The organism is Pontibacter vulgaris (assembly GCF_022758145.1).
Taxonomy (GTDB): domain Bacteria; phylum Bacteroidota; class Bacteroidia; order Cytophagales; family Hymenobacteraceae; genus Pontibacter; species Pontibacter vulgaris.
In genome coordinates, this window is sequence record NZ_JAJVDH010000005.1 from 44071 (window position 1) to 66143 (window position 22073).

Sequence of the window (22073 nt, forward strand, 5' to 3'; positions counted from 1 at the left end):
AAGAAGTATAAAATGTCTATAGAATCAGAAGCAGATTTAATTGGGATTACAAAGGTTAGCGAAGTTGTGGCTGTTACGCTGAAGCAAATGCGGGAGCATGCAAAGTCGGGCATGTCAACTAAAGAACTAGATGATTTTGGGTATGAGATCTTACGTTCTTATGGCGCAAAGTCAGCACCAAAGGTAACCTATAATTTCCCTGGTTATACGTGCATAAGCGTGAATAATGAAGCCGCCCATGGCATACCTTCTACTAAAACTGTGCTGAAGGAAGGGGATTTGGTAAATATTGATGTTTCAGCGGAATTAGGCGGTTACTTTGCAGATAATGGTGGTTCTTTTGTGGTAGGCGAAGATATAAATGTTCTTAATAAACTTGTTAATGCTTCGACAAGCGCTTTATATAAGGCGCTGAAAGAGATAAAAGGCGGAGTAAGAATTTCAGATATAGGCAGAATAATTGAGACAGAAGCGAAAAAGAATGGCTATAAAGTAATCCGGAATCTGGTAGGGCATGGTGTGGGAAAGAGCCTACACGAAGCACCACATGAAATCCCCTGCTTTTACGACAAGTTTAATACACAGCGATTTAAGAAAAACAGTGTTGTAGCTGTAGAAACATTTATCTCTACCAAAGGGAGCTATACCCGCGACAAGGGCGATGGCTGGACACTCTTGGCAGAGAAAGGTGGTTATGTAGCTCAACACGAGCATACTATACTCATTACAGACAGCGAGCCTATTATACTTACCAAGGCTAATGGTACTTAACAAATCCTGCCAATCCATTAATCCCGCAAATCCTGATTCAGACATAATCTCTACATCTTCAAATTTCCAAATTTAACCCTACCTTTGCCCGGTAATAAACCATAACCGCCTATGCTCGCTTTTGTGCTTACACTTGTGCTGTTGCTCTCGATAGTGATTGTGCTGGCGTATGCAGAGCGTAAAGTGGCGGCTTTTATGCAGGACAGGCTTGGGCCAACCGAAGCCGGTCCGTATGGTTCACTGCAATCGGTGTTGGATGTGCTGAAGCTGTTGCAGAAAGAAGACATTGTACCTGCTGCTGCCGATAAAAGCCTTTTCAAACTGGCGCCTATACTTATCTTCGCTGCTGTTTTCGCAGGTTTTGCCGTTATCCCTTTTACCCCTGATCTTGTGCCTGCGGGTATTGGCATTGGTGTTTTTTACCTGTTGGCAATTATCTCTTTAGATGTGGTTGGTCTGCTGATGGCGGGCTGGGGCTCTAATAACAAATATGCCATGCTGGGTGCTATGCGCTCGGTAGCGCAAATCGTTTCATATGAGATTCCGGCTGGCTTGGCTATACTTTCTGCAGTAATGGTTTGCCAGTCCCTGGATTTCCAGGAAATAAGTTACCAGCAAGGCGCTTTAATGAATCAGTTTCCGGGACTGGAATACGAAATGAACTGGCTATTCGGCATCGAAGCACTGGGCATTAACACCACAACTATAGGCGGCATCACAACCTGGAACATTTTCCGGGCTCCTATACTTTTAATTTCCTTCATTATATACTTTATCGCCTCGCTGGCCGAAAGCAACCGCGCACCTTTCGATATTCCGGAAGCGGAGTCGGAGTTAGTTGCTGGTTTTCACGTAGAATATTCAGGTTTTAGGTTTGCCGTGTTGTTCCTGGCAGAGTATAGCATGATGGTGCTGGTAAGTCTGGTGGCAGTTATACTTTTCCTGGGTAGCTGGAACACGCCTTTACCAAACATTGGACCTGTTAGTTTAGCTTACTGGACCACTGGTACCGTTGGTGAAGTATCAAGTATACTTTGGGGCGGATTCTGGTTGCTGAGCAAAACGTTTGTACTGCTGTTCCTGCAACTACAAATACGCTGGACATACCCACGCCTGCGTGTAGACCAACTGATGCACCTATGCTGGAAAGTACTTACACCAATTGCGTTAGGAGTAGTTCTGATAGCAGGCATCTGGCGACTTTTGATGATATGAGAACGACCGAGAGAAAAGCCATACAACATAAATCCGGATTCTGGGACGTGGTGAAGTCGCTGGTAAGTGGCCTGCGCCTGACATGGAAGCACTTTAAGAATGCCAATAACCGCCGTACCCCGGAGTATGTAACCGATAAAAATTACTTTAACCAACCCGATGGACTGGTAACGCTGAAGTACCCATACGAAGCCATACCTGTTCCCGATAACGGCCGCTATCGCCTGCACAACGAGATAGACGACTGTATTGTCTGCGACCTGTGCGCTAAAATTTGTCCTGTAAACTGCATAACTATAGAATCTGTAAAGGCTACGGAAGAGATCGGGGTAACATCAGACGGAACCAAAAAACGCCTGTATGCGCCAGTATTTGATATCGATTTAGCTAAGTGCTGCTACTGCGGCCTCTGCACCACTGTCTGCCCAACCGACTGCCTGACTATGACCCCAGTGTACGATTTCGCGGAAGTAGATATCAAGAACATGATCTACCACTTCACGGATCTGTCGCCGGAGCAAGCTGAGGAGAAAAAGCAACTCCTGGCAAAACAGCAGGAAGAAATGGCCGCAGCAAAAGCAGCAGCGTTGGCAGCAAGAAAGCAGGGGTAATTGCTGAATTGTTAAAATGTGCTATTTCAAGGATCTTCTTCGCTTCGGAAGTGCAAAGATCTTTGAGAAACTTAGGCTTAAACGAATATGAAGGACTTGTATAGCAAATATAAAGGTGCGTTGCATGCTTCCTTGCTTTATTTGATTGGTTTTGGCCTAGCAGCAGTTGCTTATTTTAGTTTTAATGAAGCTTACACTCATGGCCCGGGACTTTCTCACATTATTGTCATTATTACAGTCTTAATCGGATTGTTTAAACTGATACCCAATGTATTTAAATACATAACAAAGTCTCCAGATCAACTTTCAAAAGGTGCATTCATGGTGCATGGTATTGTAGCAGGTGGCTTACTTTTATGGTTTTTGATTCTTTATTATGAAATCAGAAATCCAAAAGATGATATAGTAGTTCGTGGGGAGTATCTAATTACTTCAGGAGATACCATTATTATTGCAGATGAAAATGGAGATACTTCCTATCTAAGAATAGGAGATAAAACCATAATTGATAAACAAGGCATCGACTCAATTAAATAAAATGCTTTTCTACATCTTCGCCATACTTGCCATAGTTTCGGGAGCCTACATGGTGCTTACGCGCAACCTGCTGTATGCCGGTTTTTCGTTGTTGATAGTATTGTTAAGTATAGCTGGCATTTACGTGTTGCTTTTTGCTGATTTTATAGCTGTTACCCAACTGATGGTGTATGTAGGTGGTGTACTAGTGCTTATACTTTTCGGTATCATGCTGAGCAGTCGGGTGCACGATAAATCGGTGCTGTCGGAAAACGTGAACACAGTTTGGGGTACACTGATAGCCGGACTTATAGTTGTGGGACTAAGTTATTCTATACTGAAAGCCAACATCAGCTCACTGCCCTGGTTACAAACAACAGAGTTAAATGTATTGGGTGACCAGAAAAGCACAGTGCAAACTATAGGTATAAAACTGATGACGGATTTTGTGTTGCCTTTCGAAATCGCTTCGTTGCTATTGCTGATTGCCCTGATGGGAGCCGCCTACATTGCCACCGACAAACAGAAAGTATAGCTATGCCACAGATTCCTTTAGAACATATTCTACTTCTGAGTGCTGTACTTTTCAGCCTGGGAATACTGGCTGTTATCACCAAACGCCACGCGGTGGTAGTGCTAATGGGCATTGAACTGATCTTTAATGCTGCCAACCTGAACCTGGTCGCGTTTAGCCGCCATGATCCGCAACTGTTGCAGGGCCAGATGTTTTCGCTTTTCGTAATTGTGATTGCCGCCGCTGAGGCTGCCGTTGCCCTGGCTATAGTTTTACGCGTGTACCAGCATTTTAAAACTGCTAACCTTAGCGAAATTGCAACGCAAGACTAAAGCCCGTTTACTGTAAACTATAAGTATAAAATTAAGCTAATATAGCTAACTTTGGCAGCCCGAAAGGCACAAACTGAAACTATAAACCTGACTTGGAGCTCACTGAACTTCTGAAGCCGCTGGCTGGCACGCCCCAAACCACTACCGCGCTGGTAGTGCTGTTGCTGCCGCTACTGGCTTTTTTTGTGCTCTTTTGTTTTGGTAAGCGTCTGCCGCGCCGAGGCGACTGGTTGGCAATTGGTATCTCAGCGGCCACTTTTATACTTTCAGTTTACCTCTTCACCCAAACCTGGAACACCGCTACTTATCACACGCGAACCGTCTGGTTTAGCCTACCATCAAGTATAGTTTCTGATTTTACAGCGGGTATTCTGCTGGATAACCTGACCGTGCTGATGCTGGTAATTGTCACGTTTATCTCTACGCTGGTGCAGCTGTTCTCGGTAGGGTACATGCACGGCGATACAGGCTACCATCGTTATTTTGCTTACCTGGGGCTGTTTACGTTCAGTATGCTGGGTATTGTGCTGGTAGATAACTTACTGCTGCTGTTCATGTTTTGGGAACTGGTGGGACTTTCATCGTACCTGCTCATTGGTTTCTGGTTTGAGCGGCCGGCAGCTGTGGCCGCTAACAAAAAAGCTTTCCTGGTGAACAGGGTAGGGGATATTGGGTTGTTGCTTGGCCTGTTTGCCTTTTATACTTACTTCCGCACTTTCGACCTTGAAACGCTTCGTACACTCATAAGTGCCGGCAACTGGTCAGACAATAGCTTTATACTTGACTATACTTTAAATGGGGAGCTGTGGCAACTGGAGCTAAGTGCGTTGCTGCTTACTTTGGCTGGCTTGGGCTTGTTTATGGGTTGCGTGGGTAAGTCAGCTCAATTCCCGTTGCAGATCTGGTTACCAGATGCCATGCAGGGGCCGACCCCGGTTTCGTCGTTGATACATGCGGCGACCATGGTGGCAGCTGGTGTATACTTGCTGGCGCGTTGCTACGCATTTTTTACTCCTGATGCACTTACCGTTATTGCTATAGTTGGTGCCATTACCGCCTTAGTTGGTGCGCTGGCCGCCCTGAACCAATATGATATAAAAGCAGTTCTAGCCTTTTCTACCATTTCTCAGTTGGGGTATATGGTTATGGGAATGGGTACTGGCGCGTACGATGCGTCGCTTTTCCACCTGACCACACACGCGTTCTTCAAGGCAGCGCTGTTTCTAAATTCAGGTATTATCATTCATGCCATGCACCATGGGCTGCACCATGCACACCTGGAGAACATCGATCCGCAGGACATCCGAAACATGGGCGGGCTCCGCAAAACTATGCCGCTTACATTTTATACTTACTTACTGGCTACGGCTGCGCTGGCTGGCATTCCGCTTACATCAGGCTTCCTTTCCAAAGACGCTATACTTTCAGTAAGTTGGGCCTGGGCACAAACGATGAGCGCGAATGGCAACCTGTTATACTTTATAGTTCCGGTTACAGGCTTTTTAGTAGTAGTGCTGACAGCTTATTACATGACACGCCACATGTGGTTCATGTTCTTTGGCAGTTTCCGGGCTCCTTTTGATGTGCAACAGATTCGCTTCTCCCCGAAGCTGGAAACAGGGCGTGTCATGCTCGTGCCCGTCGTTATACTTGCTATCCTTTCGCTGGGTATTTTCTTCTCCTTAAATCCGCTGAGTTTTAAGGGTAGCTGGGTCGTAGAGGGAATAAGTTTGAAAAGTTTGTCGCTTACCCTGCTTGCCCAAAAACTGGTGCAGACTGTAACGATACAAGACGACGCGAACCATTTGCCCCACATTGTAATTGGAGTTACTTCCGCATTGTTGGCGGCTTTTGGTATAGCAGTAGCACTTATAAAATACAACCGGAAAACAAGTGAACAACTAGTAAGCGAACAGCCCAACAGCACCTTCGTCCGACTGAGCTTCAATCATTTTTACCTGGATACTTTCTTCCATATCACATTTGTAAAGCCAGCGCTCTGGATGGCGACTACGCTTTACCGTGTAGATAAGCGCGTCATTGATTTTACCCTGAACTATGGCAGCAAGTGGCTGGTGGTGCTCTCTAAAATGGTGGGCTGGTTTGACAGGCTGGTAGTAGATGGGCTAGTGTGGCTGGTGGGAGCGCTTTCGAAAGTATTCGGTATGCTGGGCCGCAACCTACAGAATGGCAAAGTGCAGAGTTATTATGCCTATTCACTTTTCGGATTTATTTTGATAATACTATATATCGTCCTGTTTTAAAGTATCTTTGAGTTGAAGATTTGGAGATGAGAAAATTTGAAAATGTGGAGATAAACCAACATGATCTTAATGCTTGTCAGCCCAAAGCAACTAAAGTAAAAACTCGTAACTCATAACTCAGAATTCGTAACTCTTGACTGATTTCATACTTAGTAGCCTGATATTTACACCTTTGCTGGCAGCGCTTGTAGTGTTGCTACTGCCTGCGCGATTGCAAAAACCGATGAAGGCGGTAGCCTTAGCTGGTGCGTTGGTGCAAATGGTGCTGGCTATACTTTTATACTTCCGCTTCGATGGTGCAGCCGCTGCCAACGGGCAACAAGGCTACCAGTTTGTAGAGAAACTGAACTGGATCGGATTTTCGCTGGGTAGCCTTGGCCGGTTCCAGATCGATTATTTTGTTGGTGTGGATGGTATTAGTATCAGTATGGTGCTGCTCACGGGCATTATCGGTGTCATTGGCGTCATTTCTTCCTGGACGATCAAAAAAAACGTAAAGGGCTATTTCCTGCTCTACCTGTTGCTTCTTACCAGCATAATGGGATGTTTTCTGGCGCTGGACTTCTTCCTGTTCTACCTGTTCTTCGAGTTCATGCTCCTGCCAATGTACTTCCTGATCGGTATCTGGGGTGGCCCGAAACGCGAATATGCCGCTATCAAGTTCTTCATTTATACCTTGGTTGGTTCGCTATTTATCTTGATCGTGATGATCGGGCTTTATACTTCGGTAATTGATCCGGCGGCGACTGCAGCGCAGCTTGATATGTTGCAGCAGGGTGGCGCAAACCCGAACGTGATCTTGCAGGTACAGCAACTGTTGCAACAAAACGTGATCGAGCGAGCCGACATTGTACGCACGTTCAGTATTCCAGCCATGATGGAGCCTGCCAACTTTATACCCGGTAGTTTGCTGCATGTATTGTCGGGAACGGTGCTGTGGGATCTGCCAATTCGCTTTATCGCCTTCTTATTACTCTTTGCCGGTTTTGCTATTAAAGTGCCTTCGGTGCCGGTGCATACCTGGTTGCCAGATGCACACGTAGAGGCCCCTACGCCAATCTCTGTTCTACTGGCTGCTATACTTTTAAAAGTAGGTGGCTATGGTTTGATACGTATCGTGTACCCGATTTTCCCAGATGCAGGTGCTTATTTTGCTGTGCTGGTAGGTGGATTAGGAGTGCTTTCGATCATCTATGGCGCCCTTTGCGCGCTGGCCATGAACGACCTGAAAAAGCTCATCGCCTACTCTTCGGTATCGCATATGGGCTTTGTGCTGTTGGGGCTGGCTTCGCTTACGTCAGAAGGGGTGAACGGTGCTATCTACATGATGTTCAGCCATGGTATTATTTCAGCTATGCTTTTCCTGGTGGTGGGTGTTATCTACGACCGCGCCCACGACCGCATGATCCTAAACTTCCGTGGATTAGCCAAGCGCATGCCAGCCTATACTACGTTTGTGGTAATCGCTTTCTTTGCCTCGCTGGGCTTGCCAGGTTTCTCTGGCTTTATAGCTGAGTTGCTGGTACTGGTAGGTGGTTTCAGTTCTCCGGATATAACAGGCTTATTGCCGCGCTGGTTAACTATAGTTGCTGTGTTTGGATTATTACTGGCGGCTGCTTATTACCTGTGGGCCTTACAACGCATGTTCTTCGGTAAATACTGGATATTCCCGGAACTACGCGAAAAAGCTATACTTACTGACCTTAACACTAGAGAATACCTGATGTTAGTGCCACTGGCTATACTTGCCTTGTTATTCGGAATTTTCCCGCACCTGTTGCTAGATAAGATCGGTATGGCGGCGCAGGGCTTTACAGAACTGGTGCTTAAAAATGGCCATGAACAGCTGAACATGGTATTGTCTACGATCATTAAGTAAGTGAAAGTGCAAGCCACCAACCTAAGCCAGTCGATTGACGCCATTATAGCAGGAGCCGGTTCGCTGTTGCCAGAGTTACTATTAGCTGGTTTCTTCCTGCTGTTGGTTACACTCGACCTGTTTAAGTCCAGAACTATAAAACAACTGCTGCCGTGGCTGGCGCTTACTGGTCTTTTTTCCGTTTTTATACTTCAAATCTTAGGTGGCTATACTTCAGGTGGCGTGCAGTTTTTGAACTTGTTGCGCTCAGATGGTTTAGCCCGATACGGTGGTATGCTTTTTAGCGCAGCGGGTATCTTTACCATACTTCTCACACTCCAAAGTAAATCACTTGAACAGCTTAAGGAAGGAAGAGGCGAATATTATGCGCTGATCCTGATGCTGGTGCTGGGCCTGAACCTGATGGCCAAATCCATAAACCTGCTCATGGTATTTCTTGCCATCGAAGTGGTTTCCATTGCATCCTATATCCTGACACTTACCTTAAAACAAGAAAAGCGAGCGGTAGAAGCAGGCTTGAAGTATATACTTTACGGTACTTTGTCGGCGGGTGTGATGCTCTATGGCATGTCGTTCTTCTATGGATTTACCGGCTCACTGAACTATACTGAAGGCACTTTTTGGCAGGCACTTTTGCAGTCCGATTACCTGCTGGTAACTATCGCGGCTATACTTATTTTTGCAGGCTTCTTCTTTAAAATATCGGCTGCACCGTTTCATTTCTGGGTGCCAGATGTGTACCAGGGCGCGCCTATGCCTATAGTTGCACTGTTCTCTACTGGTCCTAAAATGGCTGGCATCATTGTTATACTTCGTTTTGTGGCTGCTTTTGCCGACCCGGCTGTTGCGGCATACTTTGATGATGTGCTCTTGTTCCTGGGTATTGCAGCGTTGGTGACTTTAGTGATTGGAAATTTTACAGCACTCTGGCAAAAAACGCCACGCCGACTAATGGCTTATTCCTCAGTTTCGCATGCGGGTTTCCTGTTGATGGCGCTGATGGCATTTGGCACCAACTATACTTCAAGTGTGCTGTTTTACTTGTCGGTGCTGCTGTTCATGAACTATGGCATTTTCCTGTTTCTGCAGATCTCCGAAGAAAACTTTGGCACCCATAAACTAGAGCATTTTACTGGTTTAGGGCATAAATTACCTTACTTGGGCGTAATGGCCTTGTTATACCTGCTGTCGCTAACAGGGCTTCCGCCGCTGGCTGGTTTTATGGGCAAGCTTCTTATTTTCAGCAATGTCTGGGAGGCCTATACTTCGTCGGGGCAAACGCTGCTGCTTATACTTTTAGTAGCGGGTGTGTTGCTAACCGGGGTGGCACTATTTTATTATATCAGGATTCCATACTACCTTTTCCTTAAAAGGAATTTAACTCAAGAAAATTTAGTTATTTCACTGTCGAATAAGCTGCTGCTGGCGTTTTTTGCGTTGCCGCTGCTGGTCCTGTTCTTTAAACCTGACCTGCTGCTGCACTACATCGAGAAGCTGCTGGCACAGACACTTTAACAGCAAACATGAGCGATTCAATAAAACACGAATGCGGTATAGCCCTGATCAGGCTCCGAAAACCAATTGAGTATTACGTTGAGAAGTATGGCACGCCCATGTACGGCGTTAACAAGTTGTTCCTGCTTATGCAGAAGCAGCATAACCGTGGCCAGGACGGAGCAGGCGTTGCAAGTATAAAAATCGACGCTGGTCCGGGCATGGAATACATCAGCCGTTTCCGTTCTGTAAAAACCCGCGCTATCGACAGCATTTTCGGCAAGATCGGCAAAGAATTTAAAGAGCTGAAGGAAAGTAATCCGGATAAAGCAGAGGACCTGAGCTGGGTTTGGGAAAACATGCCTTTCTTGGGTGATGTATACCTGGGCCACCTGCGTTATGGTACGCACGGCGTAAACAGCGTAGACAACTGCCACCCGATGGTGCGCGAAAACAACTGGCGCAGCCGCAGCCTTGCCGTTGCCGGTAACTTTAACATGACCAACGTAGAGGAGCAGTTTCAGAAACTGATAGAGCTTGGTCAGCACCCGAAACAGAAATCCGATACTATAACTGTTTTAGAGAAGATCGGCCACTTCCTGGACGAAGAGAACCAGGAGTTGTTCGAGTCTTATAAGCACGAGTATACGAACAAAGAAATAACTACTCTTATTGAAGAAAACCTTGATCTGGAACGTGTACTGAAGCGTGCGGCTAAGGATTTTGACGGTGGTTATGCTATGGCTGGCTTAACAGGTTACGGCGCTTCATTTGTTGTCCGCGATCCGAACGGTATTCGCCCCGCTTATTATTATATTGATGATGAAGTGGTGGTGATCGCCTCTGAAAAGCCTGCCATTAAAACAGCTTTTGATGTAGATTATGCGGCTATCAAAGAGATTACCCCGGGGCATGCGCTTATAGTTGATAAAGAAGGCAATCCGTCGCTTAGAGAAATACTGGAACCACGCGAGAAATTGTCGTGCAGCTTTGAACGCATTTACTTCTCACGCGGCAACGACCCGGAGATCTATGAAGAGCGCAAGAACATGGGCAAGCGCCTGTGCCGGCAGATTCTGGAGGCCGTTAATTACGACCTGAAAAATACTGTTTTCTCCTACATCCCGAATACAGCGGAAACATCGTGGCTGGGTATGATGAAGGGAATTGAAGATCACCTACGCGCTTACCGTAAACAGGCTATACTTAACCAGCAACTCACCGAAGAACAACTCGATGAGATACTGCAGTTTAAGCCGCGTGCCGAAAAACTGGTGATCAAAGACGTGAAGCTTCGTACTTTTATTACAGACGATAATAACCGCGACGACCTGGTTACGCATGTGTACGACACGACTTACGAAGTAGTAAAGAAAGGTATAGATACCGTAGTGGTGCTGGATGACTCAATTGTGCGTGGTACTACCCTGGAGAAGTCTATTATCAAAATGCTGGATAAGCTGGAGCCGAAGAAGATCATCATCGTTTCATGCGCGCCACAGATCCGTTACCCGGATTGCTATGGCATAGACATGAGCCGTGTGAAGGAGTTCGTAGCTTTCCGTGCTATGCTGGAGCTGCTGAAAGACCGTAATCTATACTATAAAATAGATGAAGTATACGATAAGTGTGTAGCTGCCGAAGGTACCGAGGCTTTCAAAGAAACCAACTTTGTTAAAGAGCTTTTCGATTTGTTTACGCATGACGAGATCTCAGCCAAAGTATCGGAAATTGTAAAAGCGCCGGAAGTAAAAGCAGAAGTACAGGTAATTTACCAAACTATAGAAGACCTACACCTAGCATGCCCGAACCACAAAGGCGACTGGTACTTTACCGGCAACTATCCAACCCCGGGTGGTACAAGAGTTGTGAACCGTGCCTTTATGAATTTTGTGGAGAAAAAAGCTGTAAGAGCTTACTAGTCAGAAACGTTAATGCTAACAAAAGGCCTGCTCAGTAAAATGAGCAGGCCTTTTGTTTTTGCCACCTGGATTTAAATGTGATTTTTGTTAGAAATTGAACTTTAGGGTGATAGGTGTAGTTAGCTTCTTAATTCATTTTATACTTGATAAAAAGACGGTAACTATAACTTTAACAGTATGGGCAGGAAATTTACGTTCTTTAAATTTTTGTGTAGTGGGATAGCAGTTATATTATTAATGCCTTTTCAGGTAAATGCTCAGATAAGTATGGGTAAATTTCTAACATCCTATTCTCAAAATTTTAACAATTTTCCTCCCTCCGGAACAGCAACTTGGGAAGATGGCACATATTATATGCCTGGTTGGACCGTAAAACGTACCATAACCAATTCTGTCATTACTGCTAATAATGGCTCTGGTAATACAGGCGGGCTTATAAGTTATGGCGCTAATAGCTCTACTGATAGAGCTTTAGGGAGTATAAGCTCTACTAAAGCAGGAGAATTTGCTTATGGTTTACTGTTGCAAAATAATTCAGGTACTGCTATTACTTCACTGGACATAAGCTTTTGGGGTGAGCAGTGGCGTATTGCCAATAGCACAGCTGGGGAGCATAGAATAATCTTTTCTTACGCTATTAGTAATGACCCTCTATCTTTTAACCTGACACCTTCTAATAAAAACTGGACTACTGTTTCAGAGCTTGAGTTTAGAAGCCCTAAATATTTCTTGACTGGTGGTGCTCTTGATGGAAATTTAGCGGACAATAGAAGGTATTTAACTTCGAGGTTACCTGTGAGCATTCCGAACGGATCTTATATCATGCTAAGATGGGTTGATTATGACGAAATTGAAGCAGATCACGGCTTGGCAATTGATGATTTCAGTATGGCCTGGAATACGGCTGCTACATCCAGTCCTACGATATTGCCCGTAGAATTGGCAAAATTTACTGCCAAATCAACTTCAGAGGGCGTATTATTAAATTGGTTAACTGCTTCGGAAATCCAAAATGATTATTTTGCTATTGAGCGGAGCCCTGATGGTGCTGTTTTCGAACAAGTTGCCAAAGTTAAAGGAAACGGTACAAAGCATAATTCAACTGTTTATACTTATACAGATCATACACCAATTACAGGTACTTCATATTATAGACTGAAGCAGGTAGACGAAGATGGTAGCTATACTTATTCTGCGATAGTTTCGGTTCTTATTAACTCTGAAAATACTACCTTTCTTGTGTTTCCTACTGTAGTCACAGATCAGTTGTTTGTATCGTTGCCAGTTAGAAAAGATTACCTGGTAGAAGTTTATGACACGAAAGGTAAAATAGTATTGTCGCAGCAAGTGCAGCCTTTAGCAGAATTTCGGTTGGATGTTAGCAGGCTCAATAGTGGAAATTATATCCTTAGACTTCAGGATGAGCAGGGCGGTTTCAAGTCTTCTAAATTCTTAAAAAGATAATCAACTTTTATTAGCTATTAACCCTGCTTTGGGAAACCAAAGCAGGCTTTTTTTATTACATGATTTTATTCTCTTTTTCTTTAGAACTCGTATTAATTACTGATGGTCAGTAGTTTAAAAAGTTTCTCTCAAGCCATTTGAAAAAACTGTTTAAGCATTCTGGCCGGTTTTGTATAATTCTAAAGTAAATTAAAATGAAAACATTTGTACGCTTTTTTTACCCTTTTGGCTTTGTATGGTCATTAATTATTTATGCCCTTATCGGTGGTGCTGTTGCCATACTTATTGCAGGTGAAATTTCGGTGGTTACTATTATTGCGGGCCTGATAATAGGGGTGTTTGCTGGTGCCATTGGCGGAGTTATACTGGAGGAGTATTCAGAACATTAACTCATGCCATACTATAAAAACAAAAGGGGCAGCTACTGGTAGCTGCCCCTTTTGTTTTTATAGTATGGCATATTATACAGAGAAGCTATCGCCACAACCGCAGGTACGGCTGGCATTTGGGTTGTTAAAGAAGAAGCCTTTACCGTTCAGTCCGTCTGAAAAGTCCAGTTCGGTGCCGGCAAGATATAGGAAGCTTTTCATGTCCACTACAACCTTTACGCCTTTGTCTTCAAACTCCTGGTCCATCGGTTTTACCTCGTCGTCAAAGTCAAGGTTGTAAGATAGGCCAGAGCAACCGCCGCCTGCTACAGAGGCACGCAAACGGAAGGTATCGTCCAGTTGGGCATCCTGCTTCAGCTTTATTACTTTCTCTTTTGCTTTATCTGATACTGTGATCATATTACTTTATTCTTTAAGAAACCGGGTTCAATACAACACTGAAAACAGTAATTGTGTTCATATCACGGCCAAAGTATAACTTATCCAGTGCCTCATACATATTACGTGCACGGAAGTAGGATGTATTTAGTTCTTTATCGCCATGTGCCATCCATTGCACAGTGTAGGGGCTTTCCTTGTCACGATAGCTTTGTACATACTCCAGCATTTTTCGCAACACATCCAGTTTATCATATCCTATCTCAGTATGAAACAGGAACGATTGGCTGTGGCGCGGATTTATCGTAATCAGGTCAAGGCGAACCTTGTTTTCCATCTGGCGAAATTCAAAAAGCAGACTGCTACCGCTTGTTCCAAAGTGGTTCTCAATCTGCTTCTGAATGCGTGCACTTTCTACATGCACATCTGTCGTTGACTCCATTCGTGAGTCTGTTTCTTAGTGGTGAGACTTAGGTAGCTCCAGCGCTGGTAAGCCGTTCTTTACTCTGTAATCGTTGATAGCAGATTTAATTGCATCTTCAGCAAGTACAGAGCAGTGAATTTTTACCGGAGGCAAAGCCAGTTCTTCCACTATATCCATGTTGTCGATAGCCAATGCCTCGTCAACTGATTTGCCCTTCAGCCACTCAGTAGCTAAAGAAGAAGAAGCGATAGCAGAACCACAACCGAAAGTTTTGAACTTAGCATCGGTGATGATCTGGTTTTCATCAACTTCAATCTGAAGGCGCATAACGTCGCCGCACTCTGGGGCACCTACTAAGCCGGTACCTACGTTGCTTTTAGCTTTGTCAAGCGTGCCCACGTTGCGCGGGTTGCTATAATGATCAATTACTTTATCTGAATAAGCCATAGCTATATTTAATTACGAATTATAAATTACGAATTAAGAATTGAATCAGGAATTAAGATTTAAGCAATTCTTCATTCCTGATTCTTCATTTATTAATGTTCTGCCCACTCAATAGAGTTCAGGTCGATGCCTTCTTTGAACATCTCCCATAGTGGCGACATTTCACGCAGTTTGGTAACAGCTTCTTTTACGTGTCCGATTGCAAAATCAATCTCCTCGTCCGTAGTGAAGCGGCTCAGGCCAAAACGCAGCGAAGAGTGCGCCAGGTCATCGCTCAAACCTAATGCTTTTAATACGTAAGATGGTTCTAATGAAGCAGATGTGCAAGCCGAGCCAGATGAAACTGCCAGGTCTTTTACGCCCATCATCAAGCCTTCGCCTTCTACATACTTAAAGGAAATGTTGGAAACATGCGGCAAGCGGTGCTCTACAGAGCCATTTACATAAGATTCTTCGAGTGTCAGCAGCTCACGCTCCAGTCTGTCGCGCATAGCCGAGATACGAGCCGTATCTTTTTCCATGTCCTGCTTGGCAAGCTCTGCAGCTTTTCCTAAACCAACTATACCAGGCACGTTCAAAGTACCAGAACGCATGCCACGCTCGTGTCCGCCACCATCCATCTGGGCAGTAACTTTAACACGTGGATTTTTACGACGCACATACAGGGCACCAACACCCTTAGGGCCATACATTTTATGCGCTGAGAAAGCCATCAGGTCAATGCCATCAGCTTCAACATCAACCGGAATTTTACCAACAGCCTGCGTAGCATCTGTAAAGAACAATACGCCATGCTTTTTAGCAATTCTGGAGATCTCACGGATTGGCTGAATTACACCAACCTCGTTGTTCGCATACATGATAGAGATCAGGATGGTCTTATCTGTAATAGCATTTTCAAGTTGCTCCAGGTCGATAAGGCCTTCTGCGTTTACGGGCAGGTAAGTAACTTTACCTCCTAATTTTTCGATGTGCTTGCAGGTATCAAGTACCGCTTTGTGCTCTGTAGTAGCCGTAATTATGTGGTTACCTTTAGAAGCATACATTTCAAAAACGCCCTTAATAGCCAGGTTATCTGACTCAGTTGCACCTGAAGTAAAAATGATTTCTTTAGGAGAACAGTTGATAAGCGCTGCAATTTGTTCGCGTGCATAATCGACAGCTTCTTCGGCGTGCCAGCCAAACGGGTGGTTGCGTGAAGCCGCGTTTCCAAATTTTTGTGTAAAGTATGGAATCATTGCCTCAAGCACGCGCGGATCCAGTGGCGTTGTGGCGTTGTTATCTAAGTATATAGGAAGTGTTAGCATAGCACTATTTTTATCTATTTTATTCCTTTCTACTAAACAGTCAGTAGAAATTATTAGTTTTAGACTCGGTGCAAAATTACTAAAAAAAGCTTACTTAGACTAATTACAAATACAAAATGCTAAACGTAGAACATATAGGTATTGCTGTTAAAAATTTTAGCGAGGCAAATGGCTTATACTTTAAATTGCTGGGGGTAGAGCCATATAAAACAGAGTTTGTAGAATCGGAAGGCGTAAATACTTCGTTCTTTAAAGTAGGGGGCACTAAAATAGAGCTGCTGGAAGGCACAACAGAAGACAGTGCCATCACTAAATTTATTGAAAAACGTGGCGAAGGCATACACCATATTGCCTTTGAAGTAGCCGATATATTGGCTGAAATGGAGCGACTGAGAAGCGAAGGATTTATACTTTTAAATGAAGCACCCAAAAAAGGAGCTGATAATAAACTGGTTTGTTTTGTGCACCCAAAAAGCGCCAATGGCGTGTTAATAGAACTGACGCAAGAGATTAAATAATTGTGGGTTGTTAATTGCTGCTTGTTTTCTAAATATGGCGAACAATCTCAACGATAATCAACAATCAACTACAAACAATTAACAATTTAAAACTATGAAGCATTTTCTGAAAGAAGTACAGGCAGCGGAAGAGGAACTATTGTTAGGGAATGTTATACTTTACCCCACCGACACGGTATGGGGTATTGGCTGTGATGCTGAAAATGCAGAGGCAGTAAAAAAAATATACAAAATAAAGGAGCGCGAAGAGTCTAAATCCCTGATTATGCTGATGACCGATATAGACATGTTGCGGCATTATGTAAAGGAGGTGCCCGTGAATTTTGAAGAGATGCTGAAGCAGCAGGACAAGCCTACGACCTATGTTTTTTCAGGAGCCCAGAATTTGCCAAAGGAGCTGATTGCCAGCGATGGAAGTATAGCCGTACGCCTTGTTGAAGACGAATTTTGCCACCGCCTGATCCGGCAGATAGAAAGGCCATTGGTTTCTACTTCAGCTAATATCAGTAATGAGCCTTCGCCTAAAACTTTCTCGCAGGTATCAGATAAAATAAAAGAGCGCGTAGATTATGTGGTGCAATGGCGGCAGGATGAAGAAAACGAAGCCAGTCCATCGCGGATCATAAGAATTACCGCAGACGGTAAGCAGGAAGTGCTCCGGGATTAGGCGCTATACTTAAGTATAGGCTGCGCGCTTTAAATTTAATTGACGTATTTTTGTGCCTCAGGCTGCTAAAGTATAGCCTGAGGTTTACTTTTTAAAATGGATAAAATACAACTACCAGAGCATCCGATCTTCGAAATAGTGGCTGCTGCAGCTGCTGAGTTAAATATTGAAGCTTATGTGATAGGCGGTTTCGTGCGTGACCTGGTGCTCAAAAGGCCATCCAAAGATATAGATGTAGTTTGCGTAGGCGACGGGATTAACCTGGCTGAGCTGGTTTCTAAAAAGCTGCCGCATAAACCTAAAGTCTCGGTTTTCAAGAACTTTGGTACGGCTATGCTGCATGATGGCGACTGGGAAGTAGAGTTTGTAGGAGCCCGAAAAGAATCGTACCGCGAGCATACCCGAAAGCCGGAAGTAGAAACCGGCACGCTGGAAGACGACCTCAAGCGCCGCGATTTTACCATTAATGCCTTAGGTATTAGTCTGAACAGGCAAGACTATGGCCAGCTGATAGATCGTTTTGATGGCATGAAAGACATTAAGCGCAAGATCATCAGGACGCCGCTGGAGCCGGGCATTACTTTTTCTGACGATCCATTGCGTATGATGCGCGCCATCCGGTTTGCCAGCCAGCTAAAATTCGATATCGCCCCGGATACTTTTGATGCTATTATAGATAATAAAGAGCGTATTAAGATAGTATCGCAGGAGCGGATTACGGATGAGCTAAACAAGATCATACTTTCGCCGGTGCCCAGCTACGGTTTTAAATTGCTGTTTGCGTCCGGTTTGCTGCACATTATCTTTCCTAAAATGGTAGAGCTGCAAGGCGTTGAAACTATAAAAGGCAATTCACACAAAGATAATTTTTACCATACGTTGCAGGTGCTCGATAATGTAGCAGAAGTTTCTGATGATCTTTGGCTTCGTTGGTCGGCTATACTTCACGACATTGCCAAACCCGATACCAAGCGCTATTCTGATAAAGTGGGCTGGACGTTTCATGGGCACGAGGAGCGCGGCGCCCGCATGACGCCAAAAATATTTAAAGACCTGAAGCTGCCCCTGAATGAGCACATGAAGTTTGTTCAGAAACTGATTCGCCTGCACCTTCGCCCAATTGCCCTGGTAAAGGAAACTGTTACCGACTCAGCTATCCGCAGGTTGTTGTTTGAAGCCGGTGATGATATTGATGCCTTGATGAAACTGTGCCGTGCTGATATCACGTCTAAAAATGATAACAAAGTAAAGCGCTACCTTCAGAATTTCGATAAAGTTGAGAAACGCCTTATAGAAGTAGAAGAAAGTGACAAGCTGCGCAACTTCCAGCCTGTTATTACCGGTGAGATCATTATGGAATCTTTTGACCTGAAGCCATCCAAAACAGTTGGCGACCTGAAGGAAATACTTACCGAAGCCATACTTGAAGGAAAAGTTAAAAACGAATTTGAGGAAGCTTATGCATATTTATTGAAAGTAGGAGAAGCAAAAGGATTACCTGTTATCAACAATAAACTACAATAACTTCATACTATAGCTACAAGTATAAAAAAGCCGGGTTCCTCTACAAAAGGGAACCCGGCTTTTTTATCAAACAGCTAAATAAATAAGGGTATGTTAATAACGTAGGTGTAGCTTAGGTATTGTTATTTTTGAATAAATATTTGCACAGTATTTAAAGATGTAAGCACAAGCATCAGGTTAAATATTCTGTTAATTAACAAGTTTTGCCCTGTCATATCAACTAGTCTTGGGTTAAAGTATAGTTTTATGTTGTACTAGTGGCAGATTTAGAACCGGGCTGATGTAACGGATGATTTTTCAGCCCGGTTTTTAAAGAAGTATAATTCTGTCATTAACGGCGGGTAACTTTGCTCGGTCCCGAAGCATCAATGTCAGTGTTTTTAGGGTTGCCGCCATAAGTTATTTGGCTCGTTCCGGATGCCTCTGCCCGAAGTGTTTGCGTTGCATATACTTCAGCAATACTTACACCGGTGGCATCAATATCTACAGAATTAGCCTGCAGGCCATCAGCATCTAAATGGCAGGCACCTGCTATATCCATCTCTACATGGCTGGCGCGGCCTGTAAATTTACTGGCAGATGCTCCCGCAATATCAATTTTCAGATCACGAACGTTTACCTGAGCCGTAGCTTTTGTAGCTCCGGACAGACTAATGCCAAGATTATCGGTTGATATGTTGCCGATGTCCGCTTTTATAGCGCCACCCAGGTCAATGTCTTCAATATTAGGGGCCGTTATCTGGATCAGTACAGGTGTTTTATCTTCAAAGAGATTGAAGTTTCTTCTTGTTGATTCTATCACGAGTTCCTGGCCGTTCTGGTCTATATCCAGGCGACGGATCTCATCTCTATCACCGCGAACACGCACACTATAATTCCCCTGTCTGATCTGGACATGATAAGGACCGGCAATGCTGATGCGTCTGAAATCTTTCAGGTTGAATGTTTGTGAATAAGTACCATAGGCATCCATGTCCATCAATACACTTTCGCCATCTCTGATGCCTTCCACATCTACATTCACATCACCGTTGTTGTTGAGGTTATACGCTTCATCTTCCTCGTTATCCAGGGTATCAGCAGCGCAGGTTAAACATTCTAGCATATCGCCTTTTACCTGCCAGGTGTTACGCACTATTTTAGCTGTACTATAATCACGGTCGAAGGTGGCGCTAGGCAGCATGTAAGTGAATTCTTCGGTAAGGCGCAGCGGCTTGTTCTTAGGCAGGTATAACTGAATCTCCAGATCCTGATCACGGAACGCAGCTCCTTTCTTAAATTCATAGCTATTATCAAAACGCAGTACAGAATCGGTCTGCACAAAACGGTAAGTAACCATGCGTGCATTTTTCTGGGCTTCAGCCTCTGTTTTACCTTTCGCCTCTACGCGCTGAATAACCTGAATGTCATTGCCAGTTGATTCACGCACATCTACATATACATGGTCGAAGTCGTTGTCCATGTCGTAGGCATCCAGTGTAAGTGTTTTATAGTTGCCGGCAGGTATAGTTTTGGTTACAACCACCTCGCCACTACGTTTAAAATTACCAGCGTAAGCAATAATGGTAGCTATAAGTATAAATAAGCTCACCAGCCACACCCCAAACAAAGACCATCCAACTATAGGGCGTAAGAAAAAGCGCTTGGTTAATAATGCCAGTGCCAGGAAAATAAGCAGCAATAGCGGAATAAGGCCTACAATAAAACCTGCAACAATACCGAGCCTGGGAAAGCCCTCCAGAAACACGGAGGCCGGAAAATCACCCATACTTACATACTGCGATTCATCCACAAGGCCAAGTGATACAAACAATGTCGAAAACAAAGCGATAGTTAAGCCAACCGATATGACAATAAGCAGAATACCTGCGCCCACACGAATCAGGGTGATAAGGAAGGCAAGTATAGGGCCCAGTGCTTTGCCAAGCCAGTTAATAACCTGGGAGATCAGTCGGATAGGAAGCAGGATAATTTTTGCTAAAGCGCTTTCCTCGCCGTTGCGGTCTTTCATGTTCAGGTTTTCCTTTAGGGTATGTTCTATACCTGCCAGCGTAACAGGGTCGCCCTGCATCTGCATACGTTCTGTTAGTGTAACGGCTTCAGGCACAGCTATCCATAGTACTATGTAAGCCAAAATGCCAAACCCGCCCAGGAAAATCGAGATCAGAAACAGGATACGGACAACCGCTACATCAACCCCGAAATACTTGGCTATACCACTTGCCACGCCACCCAGTTTTTTGTCTTCAGGGTCGCGGAACAGCTTTTTAACCGTTGTTTCAGGTAGCTGGTCGCTTTGTGGCATGGCAATCCAAAGTATACCATATATGATGATGCCCGTTGCAGTAGAAACACCTGCCGATATTATACCTAATACCACAAAAAGTATAAAGAACAGCCTGATCCAGAGTGTATCTATGTTAAGATAATTTGCGATACCTGCGCAAACACCTCCCAGTACTTTGCGGTTTACATCCCGGTAAAGTCTTCTGGTACCCGGCGCAGTATAAGTGGAAGAGCCTGCTCCTGCATTTCCTGTTGCCGAAGTATAAGCTGTTTCTTCTTCCACCTCGTCTAAAACTTCGAAGTCGGTAACGTTGCCCATTCTGGCAATCAGGTACTGTATATCTTCCAGTGTAATTACCTGCTTGGCAGGAGATAATCTTGATGAGAAAATCTCGGCAATACGGTACTCAATGTCAGCTACGATTTCTTCGTGGCCTTCATACGTGGAGAAATATTTTCTGATAGACGCAAGGTATCTGCTTAACTGCTCATATCCATCCTCTTCAATATAGAAGATAATGCCTTGCAAGTTGATGCTTATATTCTTTTTCATGATTACTGCGCTTTCTTGTTTAGGATGATATATTCAGTGGAGTCTACCAGTTCTCGCCAGGTTGCCCGGAGCTGATCCAGAAAGGCGCGGCCTGTATCGGTGAGTGTATAATACTTTCGTGGCGGGCCGGAGGATGATTCTACCCAGTTGTAGTCGAGAAGCGACGCGTTCTTGAGGCGGGTGAGCAAAGGGTAGAGTGTACCCTCCACAACGATCATTTTGGCCGCTGTCAGCTCTTCCAACATATCGGACGCATATACTTCACCACGAGAGATAATCTCCAGTATGCAGAATTCCAGAATTCCTTTCCGCATCTGCACTTGTGTGTTTTCTACTTTCATGATGATTCCGTTTAATGTTGAGGCAAATATATCATAAGGTACTATGTAAAGCAAGGTACTTTGTAAAAATAATTACGGTAGTTTTTTAAAAGGGTTTGCGCAACAGCGTTTTGTGGAAATAATTCAGTATTTTTGATGAAAAATATAATTGCCTGAATATTGCAAAAGTGCCTTTTTTATTAAGTATGAGGGGTTTATGGGATTTAAAGGCAAAAATTACATCCGGTAAAATATTTTTTTTAAATTTTGGTATCAGA

21 protein-coding genes are annotated in these 22073 nt (G+C 44.2%); 15 read left to right on the forward strand and 6 right to left on the reverse strand.

Annotation, left to right across the window (positions count from 1 at the left end; all coding sequences use genetic code 11):
• The first annotated feature begins 12 nt into the window (after positions 1-12).
• The 12 genes from map (at position 13) to LWP20_RS12630 (ending at position 13371) form a co-directional block, all read left to right on the forward strand.
• On the forward strand, positions 13-771 hold the full coding sequence (map, locus tag LWP20_RS12575; protein WP_242928503.1) for a type I methionyl aminopeptidase: 759 nt from the start codon (positions 13-15) through the stop codon (positions 769-771).
• 111 nt (positions 772-882) lie between these two features.
• On the forward strand, positions 883-1986 hold the full coding sequence (locus LWP20_RS12580; protein WP_242928504.1) for a complex I subunit 1/NuoH family protein: 1104 nt from the start codon (positions 883-885) through the stop codon (positions 1984-1986).
• Positions 1983-2597: a NuoI/complex I 23 kDa subunit family protein gene (locus LWP20_RS12585; RefSeq protein ID WP_242928505.1), complete on the forward strand. Its 615-nt coding sequence runs from the start codon at positions 1983-1985 to the stop codon at positions 2595-2597. The genes LWP20_RS12580 and LWP20_RS12585 overlap by 4 nt, the downstream gene beginning before the upstream one ends.
• 87 nt (positions 2598-2684) lie before the next feature.
• Complete coding sequence (locus tag LWP20_RS12590) at positions 2685-3134, forward strand: hypothetical protein (protein WP_242928506.1); 450 nt, start codon at positions 2685-2687, stop codon at positions 3132-3134.
• A gap of 1 nt (position 3135) precedes the next feature.
• Entirely contained in the window at positions 3136-3648 is a 513-nt protein-coding gene (locus tag LWP20_RS12595; protein WP_242928507.1) for an NADH-quinone oxidoreductase subunit J family protein, read from the forward strand.
• Between the two features lie 2 nt (positions 3649-3650).
• A complete protein-coding gene (gene nuoK, locus LWP20_RS12600) occupies positions 3651-3959 on the forward strand; it encodes an NADH-quinone oxidoreductase subunit NuoK (protein WP_242928508.1) in 309 nt (102 codons plus the stop codon).
• Between the two features lie 92 nt (positions 3960-4051).
• Entirely contained in the window at positions 4052-6223 is a 2172-nt protein-coding gene (gene nuoL / locus LWP20_RS12605) for an NADH-quinone oxidoreductase subunit L (protein ID WP_242928509.1), read from the forward strand.
• A 133-nt stretch (positions 6224-6356) separates the two neighbouring features.
• The gene (locus LWP20_RS12610) at positions 6357-8102 is read left to right on the forward strand and encodes a complex I subunit 4 family protein (protein ID WP_242928510.1); all 1746 of its coding nucleotides are present in this window, start codon (positions 6357-6359) and stop codon (positions 8100-8102) included.
• A gap of 6 nt (positions 8103-8108) precedes the next feature.
• A complete protein-coding gene (locus LWP20_RS12615; RefSeq protein ID WP_242928511.1) occupies positions 8109-9617 on the forward strand; it encodes an NADH-quinone oxidoreductase subunit N in 1509 nt (502 codons plus the stop codon).
• An 8-nt stretch (positions 9618-9625) separates the two neighbouring features.
• Positions 9626-11518: an amidophosphoribosyltransferase gene (locus LWP20_RS12620; protein WP_242928512.1), complete on the forward strand. Its 1893-nt coding sequence runs from the start codon at positions 9626-9628 to the stop codon at positions 11516-11518.
• A gap of 177 nt (positions 11519-11695) precedes the next feature.
• A complete protein-coding gene (locus LWP20_RS12625) occupies positions 11696-12982 on the forward strand; it encodes a T9SS type A sorting domain-containing protein (protein ID WP_242928513.1) in 1287 nt (428 codons plus the stop codon).
• A 194-nt stretch (positions 12983-13176) separates the two neighbouring features.
• Complete coding sequence (locus tag LWP20_RS12630; RefSeq protein WP_242928514.1) at positions 13177-13371, forward strand: hypothetical protein; 195 nt, start codon at positions 13177-13179, stop codon at positions 13369-13371.
• A gap of 72 nt (positions 13372-13443) precedes the next feature.
• Here LWP20_RS12630 and LWP20_RS12635 read toward each other — a convergent pair whose 3' ends face one another.
• The 4 genes from LWP20_RS12635 to LWP20_RS12650 form a co-directional block, all read right to left on the reverse strand.
• Complete coding sequence (locus tag LWP20_RS12635; protein ID WP_242928515.1) at positions 13444-13770, reverse strand: HesB/IscA family protein; 327 nt, start codon at positions 13768-13770, stop codon at positions 13444-13446.
• Between the two features lie 13 nt (positions 13771-13783).
• Complete coding sequence (locus LWP20_RS12640) at positions 13784-14191, reverse strand: hypothetical protein (protein ID WP_242928516.1); 408 nt, start codon at positions 14189-14191, stop codon at positions 13784-13786.
• Positions 14192-14206: 15 nt separating this feature from the next.
• Complete coding sequence (gene iscU, locus LWP20_RS12645) at positions 14207-14620, reverse strand: Fe-S cluster assembly scaffold IscU (protein WP_242928517.1); 414 nt, start codon at positions 14618-14620, stop codon at positions 14207-14209.
• A gap of 92 nt (positions 14621-14712) precedes the next feature.
• Complete coding sequence (locus tag LWP20_RS12650; protein WP_242928518.1) at positions 14713-15927, reverse strand: IscS subfamily cysteine desulfurase; 1215 nt, start codon at positions 15925-15927, stop codon at positions 14713-14715.
• Between the two features lie 116 nt (positions 15928-16043).
• Between LWP20_RS12650 and mce the strand changes: the two genes are divergently transcribed.
• From mce to LWP20_RS12665, 3 genes are all read left to right on the forward strand, one after another.
• Entirely contained in the window at positions 16044-16445 is a 402-nt protein-coding gene (gene mce / locus LWP20_RS12655) for a methylmalonyl-CoA epimerase (protein WP_242928519.1), read from the forward strand.
• Positions 16446-16539: 94 nt separating this feature from the next.
• The gene (locus LWP20_RS12660) at positions 16540-17112 is read left to right on the forward strand and encodes an L-threonylcarbamoyladenylate synthase (protein ID WP_242928520.1); all 573 of its coding nucleotides are present in this window, start codon (positions 16540-16542) and stop codon (positions 17110-17112) included.
• A 96-nt stretch (positions 17113-17208) separates the two neighbouring features.
• Complete coding sequence (locus tag LWP20_RS12665) at positions 17209-18636, forward strand: CCA tRNA nucleotidyltransferase (RefSeq protein ID WP_242928521.1); 1428 nt, start codon at positions 17209-17211, stop codon at positions 18634-18636.
• A 331-nt stretch (positions 18637-18967) separates the two neighbouring features.
• Here LWP20_RS12665 and LWP20_RS12670 read toward each other — a convergent pair whose 3' ends face one another.
• Positions 18968-21475, reverse strand: a complete 2508-nt coding sequence (locus LWP20_RS12670) for a PspC domain-containing protein (protein WP_242928522.1) — start codon at positions 21473-21475, stop codon at positions 18968-18970.
• A gap of 2 nt (positions 21476-21477) precedes the next feature.
• Positions 21478-21816, reverse strand: a complete 339-nt coding sequence (locus LWP20_RS12675) for a PadR family transcriptional regulator (protein WP_242928523.1) — start codon at positions 21814-21816, stop codon at positions 21478-21480.
• Positions 21817-22073 lie beyond the last annotated feature (257 nt).